This window comes from Paenibacillus sp. NRS-1760 (assembly GCF_050467785.1).
Classification (GTDB): Bacteria; Bacillota; Bacilli; order Paenibacillales; family Paenibacillaceae; genus Pristimantibacillus.
Genome location: NZ_JBITPK010000017.1, coordinates 1 through 16,372, shown reverse-complemented (window position 1 = coordinate 16,372; position 16,372 = coordinate 1). Strand labels below are relative to the sequence as shown.

Genomic DNA, 16,372 nt, shown 5'->3' with positions numbered 1-16,372 from the left:
CTTCCAGCCCCAAGGGACGAGAAGGATTAGCTCGCGGTACCACCCTCGTTAGAGTACTCCTACCTTTTTTCACATAAAAAAGAGGTACTCTCACTTCGTTGTTGATAACGGAGACGGGCTCCGAAGTGAACTACTACGGCTGATTCGACTGCCCCACAGGCTTTTTTGCCAAAATGTGCAGAGGATTGTCAGTATACGGTTCCTTCACTTAGCTCCAGGCGGTAATTCAACAAGCGGCGCATACCGGTTTCCACCACCCACCGGCTCTCTGAAAGTACGATTCGCTGTCTACTCATGCCCTTCAAAGCATTGATTAGATAAAACATTATTGAATTTATACCATAGCAGTGCTGTGAAGTCAATGCAAGGAAAGAATGCGTTACTTTAGCGATTTATGTTATAATAGGTGTGCTATTTGGAGGAGGAGTCATAGAAATGCAAGAAGATCGTCAACCTGCGCCAAACAAAAGAAGCAAATGGCGTACATTTGGAATCGTAACTTTTATAACAGCTAAATGGATGGTATATTTCGGAATCTTCATCGGATTGCTTGCCGGTGGAGCAGTAACTGGTTATGTGGCCGCGCTTGTGAAAGACGAAAGCGTAAGACCTCGATCCGTTATTTTAGAGAAGATCGGCGAAAATGCCATCACTGGATTTGTTTACTTCAATGATGATTCACTTGTCGGACAGCTAAGAACGTCAGAGGACCGAATGATTATTACATATGATGATTTACCGCCGCAGGTTATTACTGCCGTACTTGGCATTGAGGACAATAACTTTTTGGAGCATCACGGCGTAGACATTAACGGCCTTGGACGTGCAGTAAAGCAAAAGCTTCTAAATGAAGATACGCAAACGGGCGGAAGTACGCTTACTCAGCAGCTTGCGCGACGTGTATTTCTAAGTTTAGACAAAACAGATAGCCGTAAAATTAAAGAAATATTTTTATCGCTGCGCATGGAACGTTATTTAACGAAAGAAGAAATTTTAGCTGCTTATTTGAATAAGGTTCCGTTCGGAAATGGTTCCAGCGGCTACAATTTGTTCGGCATTAAAGCAGCTGCCAAAGGGATATTTGATATTTCGGATCTAAACCAGCTGAATATCGCGCAGTCTGCCTATTTGGCAGGTCTACCGCAAAGGCCTTCTGCCTATACAGCGTTCACAGGTAAAGGTCAATTCAATGAGGCGGGCTTTGAACTCGCGCTTGGACGTCAAAAAACAGTGTTGAAGCGGATGTTCGAGACTGGGCGGATTACTCAGCAAGAGTACGACGAAGCGTCCAAATTCGATATTAGGAAAACGCTGGCTAAGCCAAAAGAAAAAGCCTATACAACCTATCCTTATCTCATGCTTGAAGCAGAACGTCAAGCAGCGGAAATTATGCTCATGGCGCAGGATTCTACTTTAACAAAAGCAGACCTTCGCAAAAAAGAAAATGCTCCGCTTATTGAGGAAGCTCGCGATCATTTGCTGCGCGGCGGCTACCATGTCTATACAACCATCGACAAGGATGTCTACCAGCTCATGCGTGAGATTGGCACCAATGATGAGAATTTCACGCCATATAGCGAGAAAAAAGGGCTGGAGCAGATTGCTGCGATCATGCTCGATCACAAAACTGGCGCTATTGTGGGAATGCTTGAAGGCCGAGACTTCTATGAGGAGCAATTAAACTATGCCACTCAGATGACAAGGCAGCCAGGCTCAACGATGAAAACATTGGCGGCTTACCTTCCAGCTATTGAAATGGGTATCATTCAGCCCGCGAGCATAATTGACGATGCTCCAATTGTCCTGAAAGATGGCCAGAAGGGTTTCCATATCCCAATGAACGTAAACCGTAAGTTCGCGGGTCTAGTAACGGCGCGTGAGGCATTAAACCGTTCCTTGAACTTGCCTGCTCTGAAAATTTTCAATGAGGAAGTCAAAATTGAAAATGCGTGGGAGTTCGTTAAAAAGCTAGGCATTACAACGCTGCAGCCGCAAGATGCTTATGCACAAACCGGTGTAATTGGCGGTCTAAGCATCGGCGTATCGGTTGAAGAGCTTACGAATGCATACGGCTCGATTCCGAACAAAGGCGTTTTCAATGATGCTTATATGATTCAAAAAATTACAGATGCAAACGGAAAAATTGTATATGAACACAAGCAGGAACCAAAACGAGTGTTCTCGGAGCAGAGTGCCTTCTTGATGACAGATATGCTGTCGACTGTTATTTCAAGCAAGAGCGGTTCTGCTAACAAATTGAAATCACAATTCGATAAGTACGGTGAAATTCCTATTGCCGGTAAAACAGGCTCTACACAAAGCTACGGTGACGTGTGGTTTATGGGCTTCTCGCCAGATATCACGCTAGGCGTGTGGGCCGGTTATGAGGAACAGGTCAACTCCCTATCCGAAGTCGGCAAAACACGTGCTCGTTCCATCTGGGCACTCATTATGAATAAGATGGCTGAGAAGAAGCCGGGAGTTTTTGTAACCAAAGAATTTGAACGTCCATCCGGCATTGTCAAAGCTACGGTGTCAAGCGCTAGCGGCTTGCTTCCAAGTCAATTAACGAAACAAGCAGGCATGCTTGTTACTGACTGGTTTAACAAGAAGGATATACCTAAGAAAACAGATGACGCGCTCGTGAAGATGGCTTATATTTCCTTCAATGGCGTTAACTATGTTCCGAACCCAGCTACTCCTAGCGATATGATTAAGGAACAAATCGTTATTAAACGTAAAAAACCACTGGATGTTCTTATGGATGAAATTAAGGCAGCACAGCAGAAACTTCCGGCTAGCAGTCGTCGTCCACTTGATATTTACCTTCCAGCTGATGCAGAAAACAACGCGCCGTCTAAACCAGACCCTCGCGTTGATGATGGAGCAGCTCCACCGCCTCCGGCAAGCGTTAAGCTGCAATCGTCGGATGGCGTGCTTATATTGACATTTAATGATAGTACTGCTGCTGATGTCGTTGGTTACCGCGTGTACCGTTCGGTTAATCAAGGGCCTTATGAGAAGCAAGGGGAATCCATTGTTGTCGGTGCAGACAAACGTATGAAGGTTTATGCATCCAATGCTCAAAACTACACTTATTACGTAACAGCGGTTGATGTAGTCGGCAAAGAGTCAGCACCTAGTCAAATAGTACAATATGGCAGCACACCGAGTACCCCTCCGCCGACAACAGGTGGAGACAACTCAAGCGGAAATGGAAGTGGAAATGGTTCTGGCACAACAACAGCACCTTCCACACCAACTGGCTTGCAGGCTGCGAAAACAGATCTAAGCGTACGATTAACTTGGGCGGCTAACAGTGTGTCAGACCAAGTGACGCAATATAATATTTACTACAGTGCAAACAACGATGGTCAATATTCCAAGATCGGATCAACCTTGGAAACAAGCTTTGAGTATGTTGCGCCGCTTATCACAGGTTCCTTCTATATAACCTCTGAAAACGCGAAAGGCGAGTCATCACCATCCTCCAAGCAAACGATCAGCTAGAGGTAAACGAAAAAGGCAGCAGCCTCTCACGAGGCTGCTGCCTTTTCTTTTGGGAATTTACTATTTAGAAAATGAATATAAGAGCAGCATTCTATTTATTATTAAATGACATAAGATGAATCCGTTTCAAACAAACGGCTTATTTGCTCATAATCTTCTCTGGATAGACGCCATTTGGTTGCAGCCGTATTTTCCTCCAGCTGCTTAACCGTCTTCGCACCAGCGATCACGCTCGATATTTCCTGCTTATACAATAACCAGTTGATAGCTACCTGGCTTAACGGTTTCTCGATGGCTCTAGCAATCCCAGTAAAGGTTTCGACGATGACAATGTTTTTAATAAATTGTTTATCCGAAAATAAAGGATTAAGCTGTGCGCGAACATCCGTTTTGGGCAGCCTTGTCAAATAATTAAATTTCCCCGTCAACAATCCCTGGGCTAGCGGACTATAAGGAATAAAACCGATTTTTTGCTGCTTCGCATAGGGTAACGCTGCATGTTCAACATCGCGCTGGAACAAATTATAGGGCAGCTGCAAAGATACAATATTGCTAACGGATTGTGCTGCAACTAATTGCTGGACGTTAAAGTTTGAAACGCCGATATTCCGTATTTTTCCTTCAACTACGAGTTGATTTAACGTTTCAAACGTTTCTTCAATCGGTGTTTTGCCGCTGGGATCGGGAAAATGTACTTGATACAAATCAATATAGTCCGTATTTAATCGCCGCAGGCTCTCCTCTACCTCACGAATTATATTTGCTTTGGATACATTTATACTAAACTGCCCTTGATCGTTCCAGATGAGGCCAGCTTTTGTTGCGATAATGACATGCTCCCTTACGGGCTGCAGCACTTTACCAAGCACTTTCTCGGAATGTCCCAGCCCATAGGATGGAGCGGTGTCATAGAAGGTGATCCCCTGTTCATACGCACGACGAATGACAGCCTCAATCTCGTTATCATCGACTTCTCCCCAGCCTGCTTTCCCAGCAGCCCAAGCTCCGAACCCGATAACGGATGGATAAAGCTCGCTATTGCCTAATTTTCTCTTATCCAACAAGCGAACCTCCTTTACTTAATTATTCCTACCCGATTACTTGGAACTATCATAATTATAAATGTGTCTGCATGAAAGTCAACCCATTTTTTTCAAAATGAACCAGCTGCTTAACTACGACTCGACAATTATGACTTGACAACTGTTTTCCATCTCCTTATGATAAAAAGCATTCATTATTGCGATAAAATTCCATATTCCCGATTAGGAAGGAAATAAAAACAATGACTAAAAGACGTATTGATCATGTTGGCGTTATGGTAAAAAATATTGATGCTTCTATTTCTTTTTATACTGAAATTATTGGCTTTGAGCTTAAAGGAAGAACGCCTCATACGAATGGAATTATTGAGCTTGCCTTTCTTGGCTTTGGCGGTTCCGACGAAACCGAATTAGAATTAATTCAAGGCTATAATGACAACCTTCCAAGTGAAGGCAAGGTGCATCATTTTGCAGTGACAGTAACTGATGTCCATGCGGAATTTGAACGTTTAAAGCAGCTTGAAGTGACCTTTATCGATGAGGGCATCACTGTACTGCCGAACGGATACCAATACTTTTTTGTAAGCGGACCTGACGGTGAGCGAATCGAGTTATTTCAGCGTTAATAATTGCTCGAATAAAGCACGAAAAAGAGGATGGCCCCTGATCTGATCAGGAGCCATCCTCTTTTTTATATTTTGGTTAGTCTTCAATTGTGGACAAATCGCCCGTTGGCAGGTTCAGCTCCCACGCTTTCAGCACACGACGCATAATTTTGCCGCTTCGTGTTTTGGGAAGCTTATCCTTAAACTCAATTTCTCTTGGTGCCGCATGGGCGGATAAACCTACTTTTACGAATTGTGAAATCTCAAGCTTCAGTTCATCCGAGGCCACATAGCCTTCACGGAGCGCAATAAAAGCTTTAATGATTTCTCCACGCATCGGATCTGGTTTGCCGATGACGCCCGCTTCTGCTACAGCCGGATGCTCAACCAGCTTGCTCTCAACCTCAAACGGGCCTACTCTCTCGCCTGCTGTATTGATTACATCATCGATACGGCCTTGGAACCAGAAGTAGCCATCTTCGTCCATATAGGCGGAATCTCCAGAGATATACCAGCCTTTAAGATAAAAATATTCCTCATACTTAGAAGGATTATTCCATACCTTGCGCATCATGGATGGCCAAGGCACATGTATTGCTAAATTGCCCATACGATATGGAGGCACCTCATTGCCGCTATCATCGATAATAGCAGCTTTCACGCCTGGCAACGGCTTGCCCATCGATCCTGGCTTAATATCCATACTTGGATAGTTGCAAATCAATTGGCCGCCTGTCTCCGTCATCCACCATGTATCATGAATGCGTTGGCCGTAAACCTTCATTCCCCATCTTACGACCTCTGGGTTAAGCGGCTCGCCTACGCTTAGAACATGCCGCAAGCTTGTAAGATCAAATTGCTGTGATATTTCGTCACCTGCACCCATTAACATACGGAATGCCGTAGGTGCGCTATACCATACCGTAACGCCGTATTTCTGAATGACGCTATACCAATCGCTTGGGCTAAAGCGTCCGCCTCGTATGACGTTTGTAGCGCCGTTAAGCCACGGTGCAAAGATGCCATAAGAAGTGCCAGTAACCCAGCCTGGGTCTGCAGTGCACCAATATATATCGTTTTCTTTCAAATCAAGTACTATTTGACCCGTATACATATGCTGAATCATCGCATTTTGTACATGGTAGACACCTTTTGGTTTGCCGGTTGAGCCGGAAGTATAATGCAAAATGAGACCATCCTCGCGCTCCAGCCATTCAATCTCAGCCTCGTCGGACGCTGCAGCCATCTCTTCTGCAAAATCAACAATATTCTCTTCCTTCGCTAAATCTTTGCCGAATACGATTACGTGCTTTAAATTCGGCAGCTCATCTCTCTTAATTCTTTTGAGAAGAGCAGGCGTTGTAATAATAGCAGTAGCTTCGCTATCCAAAAGTCTGTCCTTTACCGCTGTCTCCATAAAGGCTTCGAATAGCGGTCCAACGACCGCGCCGACCTTCAAAGCACCAAGCGCGCTAAAATAAAGCTCCGGCGTTCTCGGCATAAAGATAAAGACACGCTCGCCTTTGGAAATGCCAAGCTTGCGCAAGACGTTTGCAAAACGATTGGATTGTTTGCTCAGTTGTTCGAAGGTGTAGGATTCATCCCGTTCACTATCGCTATAGTAAAGGGCGATTTTATCGCCTTTTCCTTGCTCGACATGACGGTCAATGGCCTCATACGCCATATTTACTTTTCCAGTTGTGTACCAGCTAAATTGACTTTCGATTTGACTCCATTCAAAGGAATTAATCGCTTCTTCATAATTCGGTAAGTTCGAATTTTGCGCAGTCGCTGGAATTCGTTCTTGATGTAAGTTGATCATACTATCACTCTCCCATCAAATCTGTGTTTCTACTTTGTAAGAATACGCTTTCAAAACGAAGTCGTAACTTGAGGCAAACAAGCCGACAACAACTCGCGCATCCCATGATCTTAAACCGCCAAACTTATTATAACATAACCTTTTTCTATTCGACTACGCTTTTCATTTAGTAAAATGTTTGTTATAAAGAGTAATAGAGGATTGTGTTAAGCAGCAATTTAACAGCAAAGGGGGGGCAGCCTTGGAACATCGAAAGCGTTTGCAGCGAGAGCAGCTCGTTTTGGACGCAAGTCGTGAACTTATTTTGGAAGGACCAGTACCGCCCGATCAGTTAGCCAACATGACGATGCACAAATCGCTGGATGCATTCCGCAGACCAAACGAGCAGCATGTTGCGCTAGTTGAAATTGCCGGCCTAGAAGAAGGAAGAATTATTTTAGCGCGTGAAGGCTCGGTTATCGTTGGATACGTTACCTTCCACTATGCAGACGAGCTTGAGCGCTGGTCAGAAGGCGGAATGACGGATTTAATCGAGCTCGGCGCCATCGAGGTTGCAGATGATTATCGCGGCCTTGGCTTAGGAAAACGAATGATTCAGCTCGCCTTCGCCGAGGAGCAATTAGAAAATATGATTGTATTTACGACAGAGTATTATTGGCATTGGGATCTTGAGGGCACGAAGCTAAATGTGTGGGATTATCGTAAAATGATGGAAAAATTGATGCAATCCGTCGGAATGATTTGGTACGCCACAGATGACCCCGAAATTTGCTCCCATCCCGCGAATTGTCTTATGGTGCGTATCGGCACAGAGGTCCCGCTAAGCTCGGTAGAACATTTTGACACAGTACGTTTTCGGCAGCGCTTTATGTATTAAGCTTTTGCTTACGATGCTGGTTTGCTTCGCAAACCTAAGTTACGCTTACGATGCTGGTTTGCTTCGCAAACCTAAGTTTATGCTTACGATGCTGGTTTGCTTCGCAAACCTAAGTAACGCTTACGATGCTGGTTTGCTTCGCAAACCTTTAGGAGGATAGGAATGGCTTCTGACTCTATTTTCATCTATCATTCGGATACTAGCGGATATAAATTCGGTGAGGAGCATCCTTTCGATCCGCTGCGGCTTGCTCTAACGATCGATCTGCTCAAAGAAGTTGATGCTTTGTATGATGAGGATATCCAGCCTCCTGCAGTGTATTCCGAGGATGAACTGTTGTCACTCGTCCATAGAACCGACTATTTGGACGCTGTTAAACAATTGAGTGAAGCCGAAATCAATGATAACAGCGTACTTGCACAGCAGTTTGGACTACATACAGAAGACACTCCTTATTTCCCTGGCATGCACAAGGCAGCTATGTCCATCGTCAGAGGCTCTGTGACGGCCGCTGAGCTTGTTATGACGGGCCAAGCCAAGCATGCCTACCATCTTGCCGGAGGATTGCATCATGCCTTCCCTGACCGCGCCTCAGGCTTCTGTGTTTATAATGATGCAGCAGTCGCTATTAAGCATATCCGTCAAACGTATGGTGCAAAAGTGCTTTATATTGATACGGATGTCCATCACGGGGACGGTGTTCAGTGGGTCTTCTATGACGATCCAGACGTATGCACCTATTCGATCCATGAAACAGGAAAATTTTTGTTTCCAGGTACAGGCTACGTGCACGAAAAAGGCACAGATCATGGTTTTGGCGCTTGCTTTAACGTGCCGTTAGAACCGTACACAGAGGATGAATCCTGGCTGGAGAGCTTTAATATTACGTTGCGCAAAATCATTTCGGCCTTCAAACCAGATGTCATTATTAGTCAGCACGGCTGCGATGCTCATGCCTTTGACCCGCTCTCTCACATTCATTGCAGCATGCGTATATATGCTCAAATCCCTGCTATCATACATGAATTAGCCCATACCTATACCGATGGCCGCTGGATTGCGTTAGGCGGCGGCGGTTATGATATTTTCCGCGTCGTTCCACGAGCTTGGTCTTTAGTATGGCTTACAATGATTGATCACCCTATTGCACATGCGATTGCAGCTGGTGAAGAAGCTAGGCTTCCAGATCGCTGGTTGAGCCATTGGGAATCCATTAGCCCTCACAAGCTCCCTACGCATTGGATGGACGATCCCGAAGATATTGAGCCTATGCCTAGACGAATCGAAATTACGAATAAAAACAGGATGATGCAGCAGATCGTTATTCAAGATCTGTAATCCAATTACAGCGTCATGCTCACACAAAAAAAAGAACCAGTTCCGATGTTGGCATCAGAGCTGGTTCTTTTTATTTCGTTTAAATATTTTGCATGATATCATCAATAATTTGATAAGAGTTGTTGGAGGCGATTACCGTAAACTCTGGAAAGTTCACATGAGCCGATCCATCCGCTTTGTCAGACATCGAACGAATAATGACAAATGGTGTATTATTCATATCACAAACTTGAGCAACTGAGGCGCCTTCCATCTCCGCGCATGCGCCTTGCAGCTTCTCGTGAAGCAGCTTGACCGACTCGCGGCTGGCAATGAATTGATCGCCCGACAGCACTTTGCCCTGTATGCTGCGTCCTGAGAATAAACGATTGCTAGCTGCAGAAGCCAGCTCAATTAATCTCTCGTCTGCAGGAAATTCTGATCTTGGATGAAAAGGAATCGTTCCAAGAGCAAAGCCTAGTGGTGTACAGTCCATATCATGCTGGACACAACTCGTCGAAACGACGATATCTCCAATGTTAAGCTGCGGATCAACTGCACCAGCAACGCCGGTAAACAGAACGCAATCAGCACCGAGATCAAGTAAAATTTGCGTGCAAACCGCAGCATTTACTTTCCCTACACCTGATTTGCAATAAATGATCGTTTTGCCATGAAGTGTGCCTTCATAATATGTAATACCTGCTTTAGTAACCTCAGACACTACGTTTACATGCTCATGCAGCAATTCAATTTCTTCAGCCATAGCGCCAATAATTCCAATTTTATTAAACGACATTTCTTTTATATTCCTCCAACCGATTGGCGCACGATAATCTCATGCGGCAGCACAACTTTGGATTGATCTACATTTTCTTTCTTCATCAGCTTTGTCAGCAAACGCATCGATACCGCGCCAATATCATACATTGGCTGTGCTACAGCTGTAAGCTGTGGACGAACCATGGATGCCATACGGCTGTTATCAACACTAATGACAGATATATCATCCGGTACTCTTAAGCCGGAATCCTGAATGCTGTGAATTGCGCCGATCGCCATTTCATCCGTTGCGGAGAACACAGCTGTCGGACGCTCGTCCAGCTCAATAAAATATTTCATCGCTTCTGCGCCTGATTCATAACGGTAGTTGCCCGTACGAACTAAAGCATCATCATAAGCGATACCTGCTGCTTCAAGAGCACGCTTGTAGCCTTGGAATCTTGCATAACCAATGGATGGATCTTGCAGTGTTCCGCTGATCATTGCAATTCTTCTATGTCCTTGCTCATACAAGTTTTGTACAGCATCGAACGCAGCATCCTCGTGGTTGATGTCAACAGACGGAATTTGTCCGCTCTCATCGGAAGTTGCACAAAGTACAATCGGAACATTAGCCGTCTTAAATGCTTGCAAATGCTCTTCCGTCACTGCCCCGCCCATAAATAGCAAGCCGTCTACTTGCTTCTCAAGAAGTGTATTGATAACACGGATTTCTTTGTCTTTTTTCTTATCCGCATTACACAAAATAATATTGTAATGATACATATTTGCGATATCTTCAATTCCGCGTGCTACTTCAGCAAAAATAGCATTTGAAATATCAGGAATAACTACGCCCACTGTCGTTGTTTTCTTACTTGCCAAGCCCCTTGCTACGGCATTTGGACGATATCCTAGGCGCTCTATTGCTTCATATACTTTTTTGCGTGTTGCTGGTTTCACATTGGGATTATTGTTCACAACCCGAGAAACCGTAGCCATTGATACTCCTGCTTCTCTTGCTACATCATAAATGGTTACCGTCACAGTGTTTCTCTCCATTAGCTCAGATTTTATAATTACGCACGACGCATATTAACGTTATCATACGACAAAATATTTCTTTTCGCAATGTTGACGCATGTTTCACTCATCTGCACGGCTTGTAAAATCAATAATCTGAGCTTCTATGTAAGCAACGTTCGACGGCTTATTTGCTCAAGTCTCTTTTTCAAATCCAAAATCCATGCTTCATCGTTAAGCGTTTGAGCAAGCAAATACAAATCAAGTAGCTTATTGATTCTCTGCTCAACCAGTCTCTCGAATCCAATGCGATCCGTCTGCTGTTTGTCTGCCTTTGCCTCTACCAGAATGCTAGCCCACTCGTTGCATTCATTAAAAAGGAATGTCTGCTTGTCTGGTTGAGCCCCCAATTGTGCTATTAAACCTGATAAATCAGGTTTTACTTCCGGAAATACTTCACTGCGATTGCAGGTTGTGCAAGAATATATAGGAACGTTATCGATCTCAACCTTCCCTGAGTAAATAACTGTGCGCAGTTTCATCTTCATGATGTCGCCACAATGACAACTCTTATGCAAAGTGGTCCACTCCTTCATAGTAGCAGCTATCGTAACAACCATAGCTTTCAGAGTAATAATGTATAAATGATTCGACTATTTTCGCACAAATTCCTGCATGCACAACCTTGTAATTTTTACTACTAAAATCACACTCAAAACTGAACACTAAATGCTAGTTATGGCGCAACTTTTCTCCACATTTTACTTACTGGCGGCACAGCTGCAACAATCGTCCAAATCGCTGCTCCGATAAGATCATTCCGCACATCCATAACGTCCGGCATTCTGCCGCCAACAAAAGACTGATGATATTCATCTGTAATTCCATATAAACCACAAATAAGTACAATAACGACCTTCATCCAAAATCGGTCGCCCCTCTTGCCAATGCCGTAGTCTATCGTAAGTGCAAGTATGAAGTAGGAAACAAAATGGCCCCAATTAAAACCTTCCATAAAGGGGAAAAACTTTTGAAAGAAAGGGAGAAAGGTATTTATCTCATCACCTGTTCTCGAAGATAGCGCAAATATAACAGCCATCCATGCAATAGCCGGCAAAAAGCGCAGCAGCCTAACGTATGAAAATGGTTTAGAATAACTCTCCGTTTGCTTCATTGTTTCTCCTTCGTTACAATAATAGAGATCTTTACTAGATGGAGGGAAAAATATGCCGTTACAAAATAAAACCGTCATCTGCTTGCTAGACGACGAATTTGAGGATTTGGAGCTATGGTATCCCGTATATCGTGCGCGTGAAGCTGGTGCGACCGTTTTATATGCTGGACCTGAGAAAGGTAAAACACATATCGGAAAATACGGCGTGCCTGCAGTAGCTGATTTGTCATTTGATGAAGTAAATAGCGAAGACATTATCGGTTTATTGGTCCCAGGCGGCTGGGCACCTGATAAGCTTCGCCGTTATCCTAAAGTTCTCCAGCTCGTACAAGAACTGAATGCCGCTGACAAACCGATCGGCCAAATCTGTCATGCAGGCTGGGTACTCATCTCGGCGAAAATATTGGAGGGACGCAAAGTCACTTCAACACCAGGCATTCGAGATGACATGGAAAATGCAGGAGCGACATGGTTCGATGAAGCCGTCGTTGTTGATGGAAATCTCATTTCCGCACGCCGTCCGCCCGATCTTCCTCCTTATGCAAAAGCGTTTGTAGATGCACTAGTACAGCGAATGGGTTAACCATTCGCTGTTTTTTTGTCCAAGCGCTCCATAAAACCAGTTAGCTGCTCTAATATTTCTGTACTTGTACGGCAATGATGCAGCTGCTGAAATACCTCATGGCTTTCTTCTTGTGAAGTGAAGAGCAGCCTTTCCTTGATGGGCAAAATCGAATGTGAAGACATACTCAGCTCATCTACATCAAGGCTTAGCCATATCGGCAGCGCTCTTAGATCCCCTGCAAGCTCACCGCACACGCCAACCGTAATCCCGCTTCGTTTTGCCGCTTCCACCGTCATGCGCAGCATTCGAATGAGTGCTGGATGGTAAGGCTCATACAAGTGTGCGATTTCCTCATTCATACGATCCACAGCTAACGTAAACTGTACCAGGTCATTCGTGCCGATACTAAAGAAATCAACCTCTTCCGCGAGTAAATCAGCGATCATAACTGCGGCAGGAACTTCAATCATAATTCCGATCTTCATCCCTTTATCATAGGGATACCCCGCTGCTTCAAGCTCAAGCTTCGCTTCGTTTAATACTGCATTTGCAGCACGTACTTCATCGACAGATGAAATAAGCGGATACATAAGCTTTACTTGACCGTAATGACTTGCCCGCAAAATAGCACGAAGCTGCGTTTTGAACAAATCTTTACGATCCAGCGATATCCGAATGGCTCTGTAACCTAGGAAAGGATTGTCTTCCTCTGGCAGGTCAAAATAATCGAGCTGCTTGTCACCGCCGACATCCAGCGTTCGGATGACGAGCGGCTCACCCTCAAGGCGTTCGGCTACGCTGCGATATACCTCAAACTGTTCTTCTTCCTTTGGAAACCGATTTCGATCCATGTACAAAAATTCCGTACGGAACAGCCCAACCCCATGCGCCCCGCTCGACATCGCAATTTCCAGCTCTTTGTAGGAGCTAATATTGGCTGCAAGCTCCAGCCTTTTGCCATCAGGCGTTACCGGGCGATGACCTGCAATGCCGTGCAGTCTTTTTTTCGCTTCCGATTGATGGGAGTGCAGCTCAGTGTAATAGTCAATAACTTGCTGAGCAGGATCGATAAACACAGTGCCGTCATTACCATCAATAACTAGCGTTTGCCCTGTTTGAATAGGCTCAACTAACCTCGTCTCTACACCAACAACAAGAGGTACGCCGAGCGCTCTAGCCATAATAGCTGAATGTGAAGTTTTGCTGCCAGCAAGAGTCACAATGCCGAGCACATGCTGCGGATTAATATGTGCTAGCTGAGAAGGAGACAACTCCTTAGCAATCAATATAAATGGCTGCGTATCTGAAGGCAGTGTAATTTCTGGCGCTCCCAGCAGATGCTTCAGCAATCGATTGCCCACATCCTTAATATCTAGCGCCCGTTCTTTCATGTACTCATCGTCAAGCAGATCAAACATCGTAACAAAATGATCAATAGCTTCCTTAACAGCAACTTCAGCCGCTTTGTACTGGCGTTGGATAATACCTTGGATTTCATTCATAAAGACAGGATCGTCCAAAATGGCTATATGAGCATCGAATATATGTGTTTCCTCTGAACCGACAACATCTCGCAGATCATCTTTAATCTGTTCAATTTCAGACTTAGAGGTACGAATGCCTTCGTATACACGTTCGAACTCGCGGGCAAAATCAGCTACATCGATTTTTTGCTCCGGTAACTCCCATTCCCAATTCGGAAGCACAAACGATCTCCCAATCGCTATGCCTGCTGACGCCCCTATTCCTTGAATCATTGTGTTTCCCCTCCACCGTTTCTCTCTTTAAGTACAACAGACAATACCGAGGACTGCCCCTTTTTCACCGCTTTGAAAGGTGCAAATCGCCATGAGTGAACAAGATCAGAATTTGTTATGACCATAGGAGTAGCAAGAGATTTGCTCTCCTTTCGAACACGCTGCAAATCAAATTTTATAAGCATCATGCCTGGCGTAACTTCGTCCCCTTCTTTAACGAGCGCATTAAAATACGCTTTGCCAGCCAGACGCGAAGTATCTATGCCTATATGAAGCAGAACTTCCAACCCCTCAGGAGTAAGAATGCCGATCGCATGCATCGTCGGATAAATATGCATCACCTTGCCCTTAACCGGCGATACAAGCTCTCCTTTCTCCGGTATAAATGCAACACCTTGTCCGACGAGTTTGCCTGCAAAAATCGGATCAGGCACCTCATCAAGAGGAATCATGCGGCCTTGCATCGGCGAATGGAACAAAACTTGTGCTTGATCACGATGAATGGTCTTGATCATTTCTTCACGAATAAGTTCGGAATACGTGCCAAATACGACCTGAACATGTCCACCGCCTAATTTGATTACACCTGCAGCGCCCAGATTTCGAAGCGCATTTATGTCGAGCAGCTTATCGTTGGAAACTTTAAGCCGCAGTCTTGTAATACAGGACTCCATCTTTTCTATATTTTGTTTACCGCCAATGGCTTGCAAAATAAGCGGTGCACGATAAGGGATATCGCCTGCCCATTCATCAAGCTGTGAGCCTTCCTCACGACCTGGTGTCGGAATCCGAAATCTTCGTATCGCCCAGCGAAACAAAAAGTAATAAACGAAGCCAACAACGATGCCGATCGGAATGATTAACCAACCTCGTGTTGCCAAATGCTCGTTGATAACATAATCTATGGCTCCTGCTGAGAAGGAGAATCCGTGCTTAATGCCAAGCTCGTAAGTAACCCACATGATAATGCCTGACAATATCGCATGGACGACGTATAAATACGGAGCAACAAACAAAAATGCGAACTCAACCGGCTCAGTAACGCCAGTTAGAAATGACGCAAGCGCTGCATACATAAACGTTTTCCGAATTTTCGGCTTTAAATCCTCGCGCGCTTCGTGAATAATGGCGAATGCGATGGCTGGCAAAGCGAACATCATCGTCGGATAAAGTCCAGCCATAAACGAGCCGGCAGTAGGATCGCCAGCGAAGAAACGCGGAAGATCGCCATACACCATCTGTCCTGAAGCTGTTTCAAAGCTGCCAATTTGAAACCAGAATACATGGCTGACCAAATGATGCAAACCGAATACAACCAAAATCCGGTGTACAAATCCGTATAAAAATACACCGAAGCCGCCACCCGATTCAACAATTTCACCCAGATTTATCATCATGCTTTGTAAATAAGGCGCAATATTGATCATAGCTATTGAGAACAACAAACTAACAACACTTACAAATAACGGTACAAACCGCGGTCCGCCAAAAAATTGTATGTATTCCGGTAATTTTAAGCTTTTAAACCTCTCATGGCTCACGCCTGAAATAATTCCTATAAGTGTACCAATGAGCACGGTTGGTTCAATCGGCACCTCTGCCGACCCTGTAATACCGCTATAAATAGCCATACCTACAAGAGCAGCCATCCCTGCTGCAAGAGCATTACCCGTTAAGCCTAGTGAGATGCCAAGCGCAAAAATATATGGTAAATATGTAAAAATCGTTTCGCTTGCAGCTAGTAAATAGCCTTCCATCCCTGGCAGGCCAAAGTAATCCCATGGCAGCTTGCTTAAACTCAAAAATATAGCCGCACCTGGCAGAACAATCATCGGCAGCATGAATGCTCTACCAAGCTGCTGCAGGCTCCCAATGAAAACCATCTTGCACCTCCTTAAAGTTTTGCGAAGCAAAACT

13 protein-coding genes and 1 other annotated feature are annotated in these 16,372 nt (G+C 44.7%); of the genes, 5 read left to right on the top strand and 8 right to left on the bottom strand.

The genetic code is table 11. From position 1 onward, the window contains the following. Positions 1-9 precede the first annotated feature (9 nt). Positions 10-314: a binding site (T-box leader), on the bottom strand. Positions 315-435: 121 nt separating this feature from the next. After that, the gene (locus tag ACIFSR_RS25465) at positions 436-3,510 is read left to right on the top strand and encodes a transglycosylase domain-containing protein (RefSeq protein ID WP_430060921.1); all 3,075 of its coding nucleotides are present in this window, start codon (positions 436-438) and stop codon (positions 3,508-3,510) included. A 101-nt stretch (positions 3,511-3,611) separates the two neighbouring features. On the opposite strand, the gene ACIFSR_RS25460 is transcribed toward ACIFSR_RS25465, so the two are convergent. Beyond that, complete coding sequence (locus ACIFSR_RS25460; RefSeq protein WP_430060919.1) at positions 3,612-4,571, bottom strand: aldo/keto reductase; 960 nt, start codon at positions 4,569-4,571, stop codon at positions 3,612-3,614. Positions 4,572-4,795: 224 nt separating this feature from the next. Here ACIFSR_RS25460 and ACIFSR_RS25455 point away from each other — a divergent pair, with 224 nt between their 5' ends. Next, a complete protein-coding gene (locus ACIFSR_RS25455) occupies positions 4,796-5,179 on the top strand; it encodes a VOC family protein (RefSeq protein WP_430060917.1) in 384 nt (127 codons plus the stop codon). 76 nt (positions 5,180-5,255) lie between these two features. Here ACIFSR_RS25455 and acsA read toward each other — a convergent pair whose 3' ends face one another. Further along, entirely contained in the window at positions 5,256-6,980 is a 1,725-nt protein-coding gene (gene acsA / locus ACIFSR_RS25450) for an acetate--CoA ligase (protein ID WP_076268238.1), read from the bottom strand. 241 nt (positions 6,981-7,221) lie between these two features. Between acsA and ACIFSR_RS25445 the strand changes: the two genes are divergently transcribed. Together ACIFSR_RS25445 and ACIFSR_RS25440 are read left to right on the top strand one after the other, a co-directional pair. Further along, positions 7,222-7,857 carry a GNAT family N-acetyltransferase gene (locus ACIFSR_RS25445; protein ID WP_339208805.1) on the top strand — a complete coding sequence of 212 codons (636 nt, stop codon included), beginning with the start codon at positions 7,222-7,224 and terminating at the stop codon, positions 7,855-7,857. Between the two features lie 162 nt (positions 7,858-8,019). Further along, positions 8,020-9,195, top strand: a complete 1,176-nt coding sequence (locus ACIFSR_RS25440; RefSeq protein WP_339208804.1) for an acetoin utilization protein AcuC — start codon at positions 8,020-8,022, stop codon at positions 9,193-9,195. A gap of 79 nt (positions 9,196-9,274) precedes the next feature. On the opposite strand, the gene ACIFSR_RS25435 is transcribed toward ACIFSR_RS25440, so the two are convergent. The 4 genes from ACIFSR_RS25435 to ACIFSR_RS25420 form a co-directional block, all read right to left on the bottom strand. Further along, positions 9,275-9,973 carry a 5'-methylthioadenosine/adenosylhomocysteine nucleosidase gene (locus ACIFSR_RS25435; protein ID WP_076268235.1) on the bottom strand — a complete coding sequence of 233 codons (699 nt, stop codon included), beginning with the start codon at positions 9,971-9,973 and terminating at the stop codon, positions 9,275-9,277. Positions 9,974-9,978: 5 nt separating this feature from the next. Continuing rightward, positions 9,979-10,983: a catabolite control protein A gene (gene ccpA, locus ACIFSR_RS25430; RefSeq protein WP_076268234.1), complete on the bottom strand. Its 1,005-nt coding sequence runs from the start codon at positions 10,981-10,983 to the stop codon at positions 9,979-9,981. Positions 10,984-11,123: 140 nt separating this feature from the next. Next, on the bottom strand, positions 11,124-11,507 hold the full coding sequence (locus ACIFSR_RS25425; RefSeq protein ID WP_305953885.1) for a hypothetical protein: 384 nt from the start codon (positions 11,505-11,507) through the stop codon (positions 11,124-11,126). A 188-nt stretch (positions 11,508-11,695) separates the two neighbouring features. Then, on the bottom strand, positions 11,696-12,133 hold the full coding sequence (locus ACIFSR_RS25420; RefSeq protein WP_430060913.1) for a VanZ family protein: 438 nt from the start codon (positions 12,131-12,133) through the stop codon (positions 11,696-11,698). A gap of 52 nt (positions 12,134-12,185) precedes the next feature. Between ACIFSR_RS25420 and ACIFSR_RS25415 the strand changes: the two genes are divergently transcribed. Then, positions 12,186-12,716, top strand: a complete 531-nt coding sequence (locus ACIFSR_RS25415; RefSeq protein WP_076268231.1) for a type 1 glutamine amidotransferase domain-containing protein — start codon at positions 12,186-12,188, stop codon at positions 12,714-12,716. Here ACIFSR_RS25415 and ptsP read toward each other — a convergent pair. Both ptsP and ACIFSR_RS25405 read right to left on the bottom strand, forming a co-directional pair. Further along, the gene (gene ptsP, locus ACIFSR_RS25410; RefSeq protein WP_339208800.1) at positions 12,713-14,455 is read right to left on the bottom strand and encodes a phosphoenolpyruvate--protein phosphotransferase; all 1,743 of its coding nucleotides are present in this window, start codon (positions 14,453-14,455) and stop codon (positions 12,713-12,715) included. The genes ACIFSR_RS25415 and ptsP overlap by 4 nt on opposite strands. Beyond that, complete coding sequence (locus ACIFSR_RS25405; protein ID WP_339208798.1) at positions 14,452-16,338, bottom strand: glucose PTS transporter subunit IIA; 1,887 nt, start codon at positions 16,336-16,338, stop codon at positions 14,452-14,454. Before ACIFSR_RS25405 ends, ptsP begins: the two co-directional genes overlap by 4 nt. Positions 16,339-16,372: the final 34 nt, after the last annotated feature.

Excerpts from the sequence above, each read along its gene's own strand:
- ACIFSR_RS25465 (WP_430060921.1), top strand. The coding sequence starts at position 436 with ATGCAAGAAGATCGTCAACCTGCGCCAAACAAAAGAAGCAAATGGCGT.
- ACIFSR_RS25455 (WP_430060917.1), top strand. The coding sequence starts at position 4,796 with ATGACTAAAAGACGTATTGATCATGTTGGCGTTATGGTAAAAAATATT.
- acsA (WP_076268238.1), bottom strand. The coding sequence starts at position 6,980 with ATGATCAACTTACATCAAGAACGAATTCCAGCGACTGCGCAAAATTCG.
- ACIFSR_RS25440 (WP_339208804.1), top strand. The coding sequence starts at position 8,020 with ATGGCTTCTGACTCTATTTTCATCTATCATTCGGATACTAGCGGATAT.
- ACIFSR_RS25435 (WP_076268235.1), bottom strand. The coding sequence starts at position 9,973 with ATGTCGTTTAATAAAATTGGAATTATTGGCGCTATGGCTGAAGAAATT.
- ACIFSR_RS25425 (WP_305953885.1), bottom strand. The coding sequence starts at position 11,507 with ATGAAGATGAAACTGCGCACAGTTATTTACTCAGGGAAGGTTGAGATC.
- ACIFSR_RS25420 (WP_430060913.1), bottom strand. The coding sequence starts at position 12,133 with ATGAAGCAAACGGAGAGTTATTCTAAACCATTTTCATACGTTAGGCTG.
- ACIFSR_RS25415 (WP_076268231.1), top strand. The coding sequence starts at position 12,186 with ATGCCGTTACAAAATAAAACCGTCATCTGCTTGCTAGACGACGAATTT.
- ptsP (WP_339208800.1), bottom strand. The coding sequence starts at position 14,455 with ATGATTCAAGGAATAGGGGCGTCAGCAGGCATAGCGATTGGGAGATCG.
- ACIFSR_RS25405 (WP_339208798.1), bottom strand. The coding sequence starts at position 16,338 with ATGGTTTTCATTGGGAGCCTGCAGCAGCTTGGTAGAGCATTCATGCTG.